Genomic DNA, 12,803 nt, shown 5'->3' with positions numbered 1-12,803 from the left:
GGATTGGTGGTGGTCAAGTTGACCGAGTCCGACCAGCGGGACGCGCGGCTGAGCCTCGACACCTCGGCGGCGCGCAATCTCGCGACGACGACCAAGACGGCGCCGCAGATGCGGGAGATCTCCTCCCGCTGGCTGCTGCGGGTGCTGCCGTGGGTGGACGTCGCGGGCGGCGTCTACCGGGTGAACCGGCGGCTGACGTACGCGGTCGGCGGTGGCCGGGTGAGTTTCTCCAACACCGGCGCTCGTGTACGGGTCATCCCGCCGACCCTCACCGAGCTGCCGCTCCTGCACGGGCTCGAGGACGCGCGCGTGCTCGACACCCTCGCCGGGCTGTTCGAGCAGCGGGAGTTCGATCGCGGCGACACGATCGCCCGAGCGGGCCGGCCGGCCGACGAGCTGCTGCTCATCGCCCACGGCAGGGCGACCAGGCTCCAGGAGGGCGCGTACGGCGACCCCGTCGTCCTCGGCACACTGGCGGACGGCGACCATGCCGGGGCCGACCAGGGCCGGACGTGGGGCTTCACGCTGGAGGCCGGCACCGACTGCACGGTGCTGGCCCTGCCGTGGACGGAGTTCCACGCGGTGGCCGACCGGTCGCCGGCGCTGCGCGCCCAGCTCGGCCGCCATCGCGCCCGCCTGGCCGCGCCGCAGAACAAGTGGGGCGAGGCGGCGATCGGCACGGCCGCCGGCCACCGTGGCGAGCCCACGCTGCCGGGCACGTTCGCCGACTACGACCCGGGGCCGCGCGAGTACGAGCTGAGCGTGTCGCAGACCGTGCTCCGCGTCCACACCCGGGTGGCGGACCTGTACAGCCGGCCGATGGACCAGATGGAGGAGCAACTCAAACTGACCATCCACGCCGTACGCGAGTCGCAGGAGCACGAGCTGGTCAACAACCGCGACTTCGGGCTCCTGCACCAGGTGGACGCGAAGCAGCGGATCCACCCCCGCACGGGCCCGCCGAGTCCCGAAGACCTCGACGAGCTGCTGTGCCGCAGGAAGAAGTCCCGCTGTTTCGTCGCCCACCCGAAGGCCATCGCCGCCTTCCACCGGGAGTGCAACGCCCGGGGCGTCTACCCCGACAGCGTCGAGATCGAGGGCGCCAGGCTGACCGCGTGGCGCGGCGTGCCCATCCTGCCCTGCGACAAGATCCCCATCAGCAGGCAGGGCACCAGCTCGATCCTCGTCATGCGGACGGGCGAGAAGGACCACGGCGTCGTCGGCCTCTACCAGAGCGGCGTCCCCGACGAGCGCGAGCCGGGGCTCAGCGTGAAGTTCACCGGCATCGACTCCAGAGCCGTCGCGTCCTACCTGGTCAGCGCCTACCACTCGGTCGCGTTGCTGGTGCCGGACGCGCTCGGGGTGCTGGAGAACGCCGAGGTGACCCGCTGATGCCCCATGTGAAGGAGTGAGCATGACCCAGCCGTTCCAACTGCCGGACTTCTACATGCCGTACCCGGCGCGGCTCAACCAGCACCTTGAGCAGGCTCGCGGGCACTCCAAACAGTGGGCTCGCGACATGGGCATGCTCGAAGGGTCGGGCGTCTGGGAGGAGGCCGACCTCGACGCCCACGACTACCCGCTCATGTGCGCCTACACCCATCCCGACTGCGACGGCGACGAGCTCGGGCTGATCACCGACTGGTACATCTGGGTCTTCTTCTTCGACGACCATTTCCTGGAGGTCTTCAAGCGCACCGGCGACCTGGCGGGCGGCAAGGAATACCTCGCCCGGTTGGCCCTCTTCATGCCGATGGGCGCTGATCTGACCGTGCCCGAGCCGACCAACCCGGTCGAGGCGGGGCTGGCCGACCTGTGGCCCCGTACGGTGCCGAGCATGTCCCTGGCCTGGCGGGCGCGGTTCGCGGAGAGCACCCGCAACCTGCTCAACGAGTCGATCTGGGAGCTGGCCAACATCAACGAGGGCCGGGTGTCCAACCCGGTGGAGTACATCGAGATGCGGCGCAAGGTCGGCGGCGCGCCCTGGTCGGCGGGGCTGGTCGAGCACGCCGTGGCGGCCGAGGTGCCGGACCGGATCGCCGCGTCGCGGCCGATGCGGGTGCTCAGCGACTCCTTCTCCGACGCCGTGCACCTGCGCAACGACCTGTTCTCCTACGAGCGGGAGGTCGGGGACGAGGGCGAGCTGAGCAACGGCGTGCTCGTGCTGGAGAAGTTCCTGGGCTGCACCACGCAGGAGGCGGCCGACGCCGTCAACGACCTGCTGACCTCGCGGTTGCAGCAGTTCGAGCACACGGTGTTCACGGAGCTGGGGCCCCTGTTCGTGGAGCACGCCATCGACCCGCTGTCGGCGGCCGGCGTGCTGGCCTACGTCAAGGGGCTGCAGGACTGGCAGTCGGGCGGGCACGAGTGGCACATGCGCTCCAGCCGGTACATGAACAAGAACGCGGCGACGGACCGGCCGCTGGGCATGTCGTCGATCGTCGACCTGCTGGGGGCCAAGCGGGTACGCAACTTCACGCACGTGCCGTACCAGCCGGTGGGGCCCTCGCTGATCCCCGACCTGTACGTGCCGTTCGAGCTCAAGCTGTCACCGCACCTCGACGCCTCCCGGCGCAACACCGTGCTCTGGTGCGGGGAGATGGGGATGCTGGAGCCGCAGAACGGGGTGGTCGGCTCGGCGGTCTGGGACGAGCGGAAGCTGATCGACATCGACCTGCCGCTCTGCGCGGCCGGCCTGCACCCCGACGCCACCCCCGAGGAGCTGGACCTGGCGTCGTTCTGGCTGGCCTGGGGGACGTACGGGGACGACTACTTCCCCGTCGTCTTCGGCCGGACGCGCAACCTGTCGGCGGCCAAGGTGATGGTCGACCGGTTCTCGATGTTCATGCCGCTCGACGGCTCCGCCGCGCCGCCGCCCACGAACCCGCTGGAGCGCGGGCTGGCCGACATCTGGGCGCGTACGGCCGGGCCGATGCCGCTCGCGGACCGCCGCACGCTGCGTGAGTCGGTCGAGGTCATGTGCGTGAGCTGGCTGTGGGAGCTGGCGAACGAGATCGCCCGCCGCGTCCCCGATCCCGTGGACTACATGGAGATGCGCCGGCACACCTTCGGCTCCCACCTGACGATGAACCTGTGCCGGCTGCGGCACTCCAAGGGGATCCCGGACGAGGTCTACGAGAGCGGCCCGATGGTGGCGCTGACGAACGCGATGATGGACGCCGGCTGCCTGGTCAACGACATCTACTCCTACAAGAAGGAGATCGAGTTCCAGGGTGAGGTGCACAACTGCGTCCTGGTGGTGCAGAACTTCTTCGACTGCGACCATCCGGTGGCACTGAAGATCGTCAACGACCTGCTGACCTCGCGGGTCCAGCAGTTCGAGCACATCGTCGCGCACGAGCTGCCGATCATCTGCGACGACTTCGGCCTCGGCGCCGACGCGCGGCGGGATCTGGACGGGTTCGTGACCGAGCTGCACAACTGGCTGGCCGGCATCCTCCACTGGCACCGCCACTGCCACCGTTATGACGAGGTGTCGCTGCGCCGCCACCATGAGCCGCCGCCGTGGCGGCTGGCCGGTCCGACGGGGCTGGGCACCTCGGCCGCGGCCATCAGGCCCCCTGGGGTACGTGGTGGGTCCTGGGCAGGTAGTACCAGCCCATCATGCGCAGCAACCGCCGCTGGTACGGCGTGACGTTGTGCAGCCGGATCCACCGCTCCGACGGCGGCACCATGGGCATGACCAGCACGCGCAGCCCTGAGACGTCGATGAACGTCAGCTCGCCGGTGTCGACGACGATGTGGGCGCCCTGGCGGCAACTCGCCAGGGCGGTGGCCAGCGCGGAGCTGTTGGTGGCGTCGATCTCGCCGGTCAGTGTGACGGCCGGCGCCTCTGGCGTCGCCCGCACCGTGATCCTGAGCTGCTCGTCCTGGTAGAGCAGCCGTTCCTGGACCCTCACGCTCCTCACCCCCAACGCGCACCGGGGGTTGTGTGCCGGACTGCCACCTGCGGAAATGACCGCCATGGCTGCTGGCGATTTGACCCGAAATCCAGGCTACACGAGGGAATTATCACTCTGCATTTTTCACCGGAAAATGACCCAATTTCGGGCAGATTATGACGGGCAACGCTTTCCGAACAGGCCGGCCATACCCGCGCCGGCTGCGGGCATGACGGTCGCCGGCCTGGCCGGACGGTTCGAGGCGGGTTCGGGAGCTCGCGCCCGCCCTGTACGCGACCTGAGGGACGCCCCGGCAAGGTGCCGCCACGAGAAGGGGTCGTGGGTACCGGAGCGCCCTCATGTCAGGCGTACGGGCGTACGCAGGAGCCGCCGCCGCCCAGGCGGCTCAGTTGTTGTCGCCCGTGTTCTTCTCGTTGTTGAGGATGTCCAGGTTGATGTCCTGGAGGTGCAGCGCCGAGATGACGTCGATGTACTTGACCGAGTCGTTGAGGACGTCGTTCAGGACGGTCAGGTCGTCGAGGATGCTGAGCTGGCTGAGGATCTGCTTGTCCTTGTTGAACGCGTTGGGGCCGACGTCGGCCGACGCGCTCGTGGCCGAGAAGCCGAGCAGGAAGCCCGCGATCGCTGCACCGGCAAGAATGCGACGCATCATTTTCTACTTCTCCTTTGTCGTCAATCGCTCGCAGAGGGCGGCGAGATTCCAGCAATAACAATCTCGCGACCCGCAGGCGCGCCGCAACTTGACCGAGCTAAGGCGAAGTCAAATACGCGCCCCAATTCCTTGGCCGGTGATCACGACTAGTCCGGAAATGTCCGAGTAGCACCATTTTGCCCCGGGCGGCATGACGGCAATTTTTCATCTTATGGCCATACGCGCATCCCGCATGACCAAAGGGCGTTTTATCGGCATAGGGAAGGAGGAATGTTAGCGGGAGGGTGCCGCTGAGAGGCGCGGCGCGAAAGATGGTGGGGAGCGCTGAATATGCCATGGACGCACGACGGTCGCTGCTGCTAATAGTGCTGGCCATCGCGATTCCGTATGTTCCGCAAAACGTCGGACCGGCACTGGCCGACAATGGCTGCATCACGGATTTCTGCCGGCACACATTCGCCAAGTCGAATCGTTCGGGGGCCGGCGCCATCGCGGTCCGGGCGGCGCTGGAAATGATCGGCGTCCCGTACTCGTGGGGCGGCGGCGGGGTGCGCGGGCCCGGATACGGGATCGGGAAGGGGGCGAAGGTCAAGGGGTTCGACTGCTCCGGCCTCACCGAGTACGCGTGGGCGCGGGCGGGGGTGCTCATCGGGACGACCACGTACGAGCAGTGGCGGTCGGGGGTCCGCCTGGCCAAGGAGGAGGTGGAGCCCGGGGACCTGGTGTTCTACGACAACGACACGGGCCGGGCCGGGCCCGAGCACGTCGCCGTGGCCGTGGACGCGACGCGGATGGTGCACGCGCCGTACACCGGGCAGTTCGTCCGGCTGGATCCGCTGGACAGGGGGACCTTCATGGGGGTGGTCCGGCCGAGCGAGAGCGCGAGCAACGTCGACCCGCCGGAGGACCCTTCGGACGACGTCGACCGCTGAAAGACGCCGGCCGCCGAAACCGGAAGGGCACGTGAAACCGGGAAAGCACGTGGAAGCGGGAAAGCACGGCCGCGCGGCCCAGGTCGTCCTGCAGTGATCGACCTGGGCCGCGCGGCACGTGAGAGCCCGGTGCGCACCGGGCCCGTGCCGTGACCTCGCGAATGTCCACGGCCCGTACTGTTCGGTTCACCTCAAGGCACCAGGAAGACGACCTTGGCCGGGCGGGCCCCCGGCATTGTCCGGGAGTCGCCGATCGGCTTCCTGCCTACGCCACGCGAGGAGCCGTCAGTTGTTGTCGCCCGTGTCCTGCTCGTTGTTGAGGACGTCGGCGTCGATGTCGTTCAGGTGCAGCAGCGTGATGATGTCGATGTACTTGACCGAGTCGTTGAGGACGTCGTTCAGGGCGGTCAGGTCGTCGAGGATGCTCAGCTGGCTCAGGATGCTCTGCCCGCTGTTGTGCGGGTTGGGGCCGACGCTGGCCGCGGCTCCGGTGGCCGAGAAGCCGAGGGCCGCGGCCGCGATTGCTGCACCGGCCAGAATGCGACGGATCATGTTTGCTTTCCTCCATGGATCGGCGCGGAATCCCGGCGCCATAGTCGTTTGTGCAGGGCTGTGAGGTGCCGCCAATAACAATCGCGGCAGGCAGCGAAATCCGCAACTCGAAAAACCCACACGGAGGTCAAGGCGGAACCTCGATTTCTTGGCGATCGATTTTCACGGTCCTGGACGGTGAACGACATATTCATTGCCCCGGCAAACTGACGAGCGAGATTTATTTTGGCTGGCCGCGAGAACGGCGGCGGAATCGTTCACCGCCGTATAGGCAAGGATCACCCGAAACTTGAGAATCGCCGGTACGCCCGCCGGCGTACTCGGGAAGCCCTCCACAGGCTGACGTCCCGGGCCGGGAAAGCGGCGAGGATGGCCGCCGGGTTCGGGAAAGGAGGTGGCTCGCGATGCGGCCGCGTATCCGTAAGACGGTCCTGGTCATCCACGTCATCGCGTCGGTCGCGCTGCTCGGGGAGGTGTGGGGACTCGTCGTGCTGAATACGGCGGCGGCGCTGACAAAGGATCTGGAACTGGCGCACGCCGCCTATCGCTTGATGCCGTTGCTGGTGTTCGCGGGCGGGATTCCGCTCAGTCTCACCGCTTTGCTCACCGGCATCACACTGGGCCTGACCAGCCATTGGAGGTTGTTCCGCCATTACTGGGTGACGGCCAAGCTGGTCCTGCTGGTGGCCGTGATCTGCGCGGGCATGTTCCTGTTCGATCCCGAGGGAATGGCCGCCGTGACCGAAGGCGGCCGGGCCGCCGGCGCCACCCGGCAGTGGGGACAGGTGGCCGCGCTGAGCGCGCAGATCGTCATGCTGATGACGGCGACGGCGCTGTCGGTGTTCAAACCGCGCGGCGCCATCCGGCGGGGTGGGAGAGCCGCCGGATAGCGAACGCCGCTACTTCTCGAAGTGGTCGAGGGCGGTGGACAGGCGCTGGAGCGCCTCCAGGCACTGTCGTGCGCCCTCGACGCCCAACTCGCCGACGAGGCGGTCGGCGAACGCCTGGTGGGCCGGGACGATCTTGGCGATGGCCTCCCGGCCGGCCGCCGTCGGCTGGACGAGCTTGGCCCGGCGGTGCGCGGGGTTGGGCTGGTATTCGGCCAGCCCCCGCTCCACCAGCAGGTCGGCGATCCGCTGCACGCCCTGCCTGGTCATCCCCATGACCCGGGCGATCCCGGCGACGGGCAGCGGCTCGCGCAGCACGGCGCCGAGCACCTGCCACCACGCGGCCGTCATCCCCGCCGGCCGGGCCAGCCCCTCCGCGACCTGGAGGAACTGCCCGTTGAGCCGGAAGGCCCCCAACGCCAGCCCGGACAGCAGGTCGCCGCTCTCGCTCATGCGGCCATCAACACCTCGAAGGCCGTGGGGTCGCTCTTGCTGAACAGCCGGAACCACGCGTCCAGCACCTCGGGCGTGTAGATGTCGAGCCGCCGGAAGATCTCCCTGGCGAACGCCACCGGCTCCGTCGGCCCGGCCGTGACGAGGTCACCACCGAGCACGGCGTCCTTGTCGAGGTAGCGGCCGGCGCCCTTGTAGCCCTCCTGCGCCTGCAGATAGTGCACCACGGCGCTGGTGTGGTCGCGGTCGTCCAGCAGCCCCTCGCGGGCCAGGCCCGCCGTGGCCCCGCAGATGGCCCCCACCGGCACGCCCGCCTCCAGGAACTCGCGGGCCTTGCGCGCGAACGGCGCCAGGGCGTCGCCCCCGTCCCACAGCTCGGCGCCGGGCAGGATCAGCAGCGCGCTGCCGGCCGGCGAGAGCTCGGCGAGCGTGATGTCAGGGGTGATCCGCAGGCCCCCCATGGTGAGGATCGGATCGGCGGTGAGGCCCACGGTGACGACCTCGTAGCCGCCGGGTTCGCGCTGGTAGCTCCCGTTGCGCAGGTGCGCGGTGGCATGACCGGTCTCCCAGTCGGCGAGCGTGTCGTAAACGGCGTGGTGAACGATTCCCTTCATGACAGTATCTTGTCATTTCGACAGCATGTTGTCAATCGATTCCCGTGCGAGGATAGGCCCCATGGCAGAGATCGTCGGCGGAGGACGTCCGGTCAACGACGCCGAGCGGCGCGTGATCGCGTATCTGCGCGACCACGCGCCCGCCGACTGGCTGCTGCTGCACAACGTCGAGGTCCCGCGCGGTCACGACGTCTTCGAGGTCGACCTGCTGGTGCTGACCGGGCACTCGCTCGTGGTCGTCGACGTCAAGGGCACGAGAGGACGCATCGAGGTCTCCGGCACGCGCTGGTTCCCGCCGCGCAGAGAGGCGTTCGGCTCGCCCGTGGCCAAGCTGCGGGGCACCGCCAAGGCGGTCAAGGGCCTGCTGGTGTCCAGGTCCACCCAGCTCGAACGGGTCTACGTCGACAGCCTGGTCGTGCTCACCTCGCCCGACGCCGAGCTGATCGATCCGGCCGGGCGCGACGCGGTCAACGTCACCGACCTGCCCGGCCTGCTCGCCACGCTGAGCGACGTCACGCGAGTCAGGCGCGGGTGCAGCCCCGACGCCAAGCCCTACCTGACGGCGATCCTCGACGCGCTCAACCAGACCGTGCGGCGCAGCACCGCGCCGCCCAGGTTCGGCAACTGGGAGGTCGAGGAGCAGCTCGGCGGCGACGCCAAGATCACCGAATATCGCGCGTTCAACGCCACGCTGCCCGGCAGCGAGACCGTGCTGCTGCGGGTCTACCAGGCCGATCCGCTGGCCGACCACGAGGCGCGGGCGGCCGAGCGGCAGCGCATCGCCAACGCCTACCAGACGCTGGCCAGGATCCCGCCGCACCCGTGCGTGGTGCGCTCGCGCGACTTCTTCGCCATCGACGACGAGAGCCGGTTCGTGCTGGTCCTCGACGACGTGCACGGCGAGGCGCTGCACCTGTCGCTGGGCAAGGGCGCGCGGCTGATCGTGATCCAGGACCTCCTGCGCGGGCTGGCGCACGCGCACGCCAACGGCGTGGTCCACCGGGCGCTCACCCCGGCCTCCGTGCTGGTCACCGACGACGGGCACGCGGTGCTGACCGGGTTCGACTACGCCAAGCCGGGGCCGCGCAACTACACGGTGGCCCACGAGCTGGGCAACGTGCTCGACGCCCACTACGTGGCGCCGGAGTGCCAGGAGCGGCCCGACCAGATGACGACCGCCTCCGACGTCTACGCCGCCGGCGCCATCGCCTACCAGCTCCTCACCGGCCACCTTCCGACGAGCGCCGACGCCCACGGCCCCGACGTGCCCGAGGTGGTGCGCCGGATGCTCGACCACGCCCCGGCCAAGCGGCCCTCCGCCGCCGATGCGCTGCGGGAGCTGGAGAACCCGCCGCCTCAGGAGTCGCGCCTCAAACGGCTCGTACGCCGCATAGTGTCCCGTCCATGACGACACGACTGCGTCCCGTGCACGAAGACGACCTGCCCTTCCTCAACCGGCTCATGAGCGACCCCGACAGCACGGGCGAGTTTCAGTGGTACGGCTTCCGGAACCCCCACCTGCTGCGCGAGCGCTGGAACACCAACGGCATGCTCGACGACGAAGGCGGCATCCTGATCATCGCCGACGGCGACGACGAGGTCGGTTTCGTGCAGTGGGGCAGGCAGGTCGCCAACCGGGCCAGCTTCTACTGGTCGATGGGCCTGATCGTGGCCCCCGAGCACCGCGGCCGGGGTCACGGCACGCGCGCCCAGCGGCTGATCGCGCACTACCTGTTCGACCACTCACTGGCCAACAGGATCGAGGCGTCCACCGAGATCACGAACGTGGCCGAGCAGCGGGCGTTGGAGAAGGCGGGCTTCACCCGCGAGGGCGTGCTGCGGGGCGGCGGGTTCCGCGCCGGGCAGTGGCACGACGGCGTGCTCTACAGCATGATCCGCTCCGACCTGGCCTGATCACTCCGAAGACCTAGGCGGGCAGGCTGCGGCGCAGGGCGCTGGCGTGCCTGAGGTAGTCGAGCGCCAGCCCCGTACGCCCGGCCGAGCGGTGCACCTCGCCCAGGAGCTGGGTGGCCGAGGCCTCCCCGCTGCGGTCGCCCAGTTCCTTGAAGATCTCCAGCGAGCGTTCGAGCCCGGTCGAGGCCCGCGCCAGGTCGCCGCGCGCCGCCTGCAGCCCGGCCAGGCTCTGCAGTGCGTACGCCCCGCAGTGCCGGTCCCCCAGAGACTCGAAGATCTCCAGCGCGTGCCGGTGGAACGACATCGCCTGGTGCAGGTGGCCCATCTGGAGGCACACGCAGCCCTCCCGGTGGGCGTCGCCGAGCTCCTGGGCCAGCCGCATGGCCAGGCCGAGCGACTCCGACGCCTGCGCCAGGTCGCCGGACTTCAGGCACACCCGGCCGATGGCCTGCCGGGCGAACGCCTCCCCGTGCCGGTCACCGGCGGCCAGGAAGATGGTCAGGGCCTGCCGGAAGTGGGCGAGCGAGCGGGCGTACCGGCCGCGGAACTGGTTGACCGCGCCGAGGCCGCAGATGGAGGTGGCCTCGGCTCTTCTGTCCCCCAGGTCGTGAAATATCTGGCGGGAGCGGGTGAAGCCCATCTCCGCCTCCTCGTACCGGTCCTGGTAGAGGCTGACCTGGGCCAGGCCCCTGAGCATGGCGGCCTCGCCGTACCTGTCGCCGGTGGCGCGGGCGGCGGCCAGGGCGACGGTGTGCGTACGCCGCCACGTACCGAGATGGCAGTGCAGATCCAGGTACGGCACCATCGCGGCGGCCAGCCCCCACGCGGACTCGGCCAGCCCGAGCCCGGCCGCCACCTCCACCGCCCCGGCCAGCGTCTCGTGCTCGGCCTCGAACCACGTGACCGGGTCGAAGGTCAGTCGTTCGAGCGTGGGCTCGGGCAGCCGCCAGCGGGGTGCCCTGGCCGCCGTGAGGCTGAACACGGTGGTCGGCAGCCGCGCCATGGCGTGCTCTGTGGTCGCCGTCCACGCGGCCAGCACGCGCCCCACGGCGTCGAGCCCGGCCCCGTCCGCCGGGAGCAGGGACGGGCCGCGTTCGAGCGCGTGGCGGGCGATGAGGCCCGGCACCCGGTAACGCGGCTGCCCCACCGGGTCGGTGCCCACCACGTCGAGGAGGTTGACGTCCACCAGCAGGTCGGTGACCTCGTGCGCGCCGTGCCGGCCGAGCGCCGCGTCCACCACCCACCCCGGCTGGGCCGGCAGGCCGAGCAGGCCCAGCGTGCTCAGCAGGCGGGCGGCCTCGCGCGGCAGCCCGGTGTACCCGTGGTCGAGGCTCGCCCGCACCTCCTTCAGCTCGCCCAGCCAGTCGTCGTCCAGCCGCTGCCGCAGCACCGACAGCGACCACCCCGGCCGCGCGGACAGGCGGGTGCCCGCGTTCCTGACGGCCAGTGGCAGCAGCCCGCAGGCGGTCACGATGGCCAGCGCGTCCGCGTGCTCGCGGGCCACCCTGTCCTCTCCCGCGACCCGGCCGAGCAGCGAGAGCGCCTCCTGCGGCGTCAGCTCGCCGAGCTGGACCAGCACCGCGCCGGGCAGTTCGGTGATCCTGCGCCTGCTCGTGACGATCACCGCGCTGCCGTTTCCGGGGAGCAGCGGCCGCACCTGGCCCGCGTCGCGGGCGTCGTCGAGCAGCATCAGCATGGGCCGCTCGGCCAGCAGCGACCGCAGCAACGCCGAGCGCTCGGGCACGGACGGGGGCGGGGACTCGATGCCGAACGCCCGGAGCGCCTCGGCCAGCAGGCCGTCCGGCTCCCTGCCGCCGAGCTCCAGATAGAGCTGCCCGGCGGGATAGGACCCGCGCAGGGCGTGGGCCGCGTGCACGGCCAGCGCCGACTTGCCGGCCCCCGGCGGCCCGGAGATCACCGCGACGGAGAACGGCCGGGCCAGCTCGGTCATGGCGCCGGCCCGGCCGGTGAAGTCGGGCAGGTCGGGCGGGAGCTGGCGGGGCGCGACGGGTGACACCGTGTCCGCCAGGATCACCTCGTACGCGCCGCGCAGCTCCGCCCCGGGCTCGACGCCGAGCTCGTCCACGAGCTGGTCGCGTACGGCGGCGTAGGCGCGCAGGGCCTCGGCCTTCCTGCCGCCCTTGTGCAGGGTCAGCACCAGGCGGCCCCACAGGTCCTCCCGGTAGGGGTGCTCGGCCAGCAGCCCGCGCAGCTCGGCGATGGCCCCGTCGTGGTCGCCGCGCTCGATCCGCCGCTCGATCAGGGCTTCGGCGGCACGCAGGCGTAACCGGTGCAGGGCTTCGAGCCGGCGGTCCCAGAGCGGGCTGCCGGGCAGGTCGGACAGCGGCGCGCCGCGCCAGAGCGCGAGGGCTCCGGCGTATTCGCCCCGATCGACCAGGTTCTCGAACACCAGCAGGTCGAGCGTGCCCGGGGCCACGTCGATCGCGTAGCCGGAGCCGTCGCCCCGCAACTGCCCGGAGCCCAGGTCGGAGCGGAGCGAGCTGACGTACGTGCGCAGGTTGGCCTGGGCGGAGCGGGGCGGGCGGTGCGGCCAGAGCACCTCGACGAGCCGGTCCGCGCCGACCACCCGGCCCGCGTCGAGCAACAGCGTGGCCAGCAGCAGTCGCGGCTTCCTGCCGGAGATCCGGACGGGACGCCCATCGGACCGGACCTCGAGCGGTCCGAGCACGGAGTAGGTGGTCATCATCCGCATCAGCTCCTCTATAGAGGCCTGACAGCTCTTTGTACTGGTTCTGGACGATTCTTGTGCGGTCTGTGCGGACTCTGGTCTCAGAGATCCCACGGGAAAGGATCACCCCATGAAGCTCAGCGGAGCAATGGTCGCGGGCCTCGCATTGTTACTCAGTATCGGAACG

Annotated in this window: 12 protein-coding genes; 6 read left to right on the top strand and 6 right to left on the bottom strand. The window is 70.0% G+C overall.

Annotated elements, in window-relative coordinates; all coding sequences use genetic code 11:
* Positions 1–18: 18 nt before the first annotated feature.
* Together AB0I15_RS04445 and AB0I15_RS04440 are read left to right on the top strand one after the other, a co-directional pair.
* Entirely contained in the window at positions 19–1,392 is a 1,374-nt protein-coding gene (locus AB0I15_RS04445; RefSeq protein ID WP_358090751.1) for a family 2B encapsulin nanocompartment shell protein, read from the top strand.
* Positions 1,393–1,414: 22 nt separating this feature from the next.
* The gene (locus AB0I15_RS04440; RefSeq protein ID WP_358089991.1) at positions 1,415–3,655 is read left to right on the top strand and encodes a terpene synthase family protein; all 2,241 of its coding nucleotides are present in this window, start codon (positions 1,415–1,417) and stop codon (positions 3,653–3,655) included.
* Here the strand turns inward: AB0I15_RS04440 and AB0I15_RS04435 are convergent.
* Together AB0I15_RS04435 and AB0I15_RS04430 are read right to left on the bottom strand one after the other, a co-directional pair.
* Complete coding sequence (locus AB0I15_RS04435; RefSeq protein WP_358089987.1) at positions 3,573–3,920, bottom strand: STAS domain-containing protein; 348 nt, start codon at positions 3,918–3,920, stop codon at positions 3,573–3,575. The genes AB0I15_RS04440 and AB0I15_RS04435 overlap by 83 nt on opposite strands.
* Before the next feature lie 388 nt (positions 3,921–4,308).
* The gene (locus AB0I15_RS04430) at positions 4,309–4,575 is read right to left on the bottom strand and encodes a hypothetical protein (RefSeq protein ID WP_358089983.1); all 267 of its coding nucleotides are present in this window, start codon (positions 4,573–4,575) and stop codon (positions 4,309–4,311) included.
* A gap of 512 nt (positions 4,576–5,087) precedes the next feature.
* On the opposite strand from AB0I15_RS04430, the gene AB0I15_RS04425 reads away from it, so the two are divergent.
* A complete protein-coding gene (locus AB0I15_RS04425) occupies positions 5,088–5,507 on the top strand; it encodes a C40 family peptidase (RefSeq protein WP_358089980.1) in 420 nt (139 codons plus the stop codon).
* A 285-nt stretch (positions 5,508–5,792) separates the two neighbouring features.
* Here AB0I15_RS04425 and AB0I15_RS04420 read toward each other — a convergent pair whose 3' ends face one another.
* A complete protein-coding gene (locus AB0I15_RS04420) occupies positions 5,793–6,059 on the bottom strand; it encodes a hypothetical protein (RefSeq protein ID WP_358089977.1) in 267 nt (88 codons plus the stop codon).
* 404 nt (positions 6,060–6,463) lie between these two features.
* Here AB0I15_RS04420 and AB0I15_RS04415 point away from each other — a divergent pair, with 404 nt between their 5' ends.
* Complete coding sequence (locus tag AB0I15_RS04415; protein ID WP_358089974.1) at positions 6,464–6,949, top strand: hypothetical protein; 486 nt, start codon at positions 6,464–6,466, stop codon at positions 6,947–6,949.
* Between the two features lie 9 nt (positions 6,950–6,958).
* Here AB0I15_RS04415 and AB0I15_RS04410 read toward each other — a convergent pair whose 3' ends face one another.
* Positions 6,959–7,399 (bottom strand): helix-turn-helix domain-containing protein, encoded by a 441-nt coding sequence (locus AB0I15_RS04410; protein WP_358089971.1) that lies wholly within the window; start codon positions 7,397–7,399, stop codon positions 6,959–6,961.
* Positions 7,396–8,013 (bottom strand): DJ-1/PfpI family protein, encoded by a 618-nt coding sequence (locus AB0I15_RS04405; protein ID WP_358089968.1) that lies wholly within the window; start codon positions 8,011–8,013, stop codon positions 7,396–7,398. The genes AB0I15_RS04410 and AB0I15_RS04405 overlap by 4 nt, the downstream gene beginning before the upstream one ends.
* Positions 8,014–8,074: 61 nt before the next feature.
* Between AB0I15_RS04405 and AB0I15_RS04400 the strand changes: the two genes are divergently transcribed.
* Both AB0I15_RS04400 and AB0I15_RS04395 read left to right on the top strand, forming a co-directional pair.
* Complete coding sequence (locus tag AB0I15_RS04400) at positions 8,075–9,421, top strand: NERD domain-containing protein (RefSeq protein WP_358089965.1); 1,347 nt, start codon at positions 8,075–8,077, stop codon at positions 9,419–9,421.
* Positions 9,418–9,927: a GNAT family protein gene (locus tag AB0I15_RS04395; RefSeq protein WP_358089962.1), complete on the top strand. Its 510-nt coding sequence runs from the start codon at positions 9,418–9,420 to the stop codon at positions 9,925–9,927. Before AB0I15_RS04400 ends, AB0I15_RS04395 begins: the two co-directional genes overlap by 4 nt.
* 13 nt (positions 9,928–9,940) lie before the next feature.
* On the opposite strand, the gene AB0I15_RS04390 is transcribed toward AB0I15_RS04395, so the two are convergent.
* Entirely contained in the window at positions 9,941–12,634 is a 2,694-nt protein-coding gene (locus AB0I15_RS04390) for a BTAD domain-containing putative transcriptional regulator (protein ID WP_358089959.1), read from the bottom strand.
* Between the last annotated feature and the right edge of the window lie 169 nt (positions 12,635–12,803).

The organism is Nonomuraea sp. NPDC050643, assembly GCF_040654715.1.
Classification (GTDB): Bacteria; Actinomycetota; Actinomycetes; order Streptosporangiales; family Streptosporangiaceae; genus Nonomuraea.
Note: the sequence above shows the minus strand (reverse complement) of the source record. Positions and strands in the feature narration are given on the sequence as shown.

Excerpts from the sequence above, each read along its gene's own strand:
- AB0I15_RS04425 (WP_358089980.1), top strand. The coding sequence starts at position 5,088 with ATGATCGGCGTCCCGTACTCGTGGGGCGGCGGCGGGGTGCGCGGGCCC.
- AB0I15_RS04410 (WP_358089971.1), bottom strand. The coding sequence starts at position 7,399 with ATGAGCGAGAGCGGCGACCTGCTGTCCGGGCTGGCGTTGGGGGCCTTC.
- AB0I15_RS04400 (WP_358089965.1), top strand. The coding sequence starts at position 8,075 with ATGGCAGAGATCGTCGGCGGAGGACGTCCGGTCAACGACGCCGAGCGG.
- AB0I15_RS04405 (WP_358089968.1), bottom strand. The coding sequence starts at position 8,013 with ATGAAGGGAATCGTTCACCACGCCGTTTACGACACGCTCGCCGACTGG.
- AB0I15_RS04440 (WP_358089991.1), top strand. The coding sequence starts at position 1,415 with ATGACCCAGCCGTTCCAACTGCCGGACTTCTACATGCCGTACCCGGCG.
- AB0I15_RS04415 (WP_358089974.1), top strand. The coding sequence starts at position 6,464 with ATGCGGCCGCGTATCCGTAAGACGGTCCTGGTCATCCACGTCATCGCG.
- AB0I15_RS04390 (WP_358089959.1), bottom strand. The coding sequence starts at position 12,634 with ATGATGACCACCTACTCCGTGCTCGGACCGCTCGAGGTCCGGTCCGAT.
- AB0I15_RS04430 (WP_358089983.1), bottom strand. The coding sequence starts at position 4,575 with ATGATGCGTCGCATTCTTGCCGGTGCAGCGATCGCGGGCTTCCTGCTC.
- AB0I15_RS04395 (WP_358089962.1), top strand. The coding sequence starts at position 9,418 with ATGACGACACGACTGCGTCCCGTGCACGAAGACGACCTGCCCTTCCTC.
- AB0I15_RS04420 (WP_358089977.1), bottom strand. The coding sequence starts at position 6,059 with ATGATCCGTCGCATTCTGGCCGGTGCAGCAATCGCGGCCGCGGCCCTC.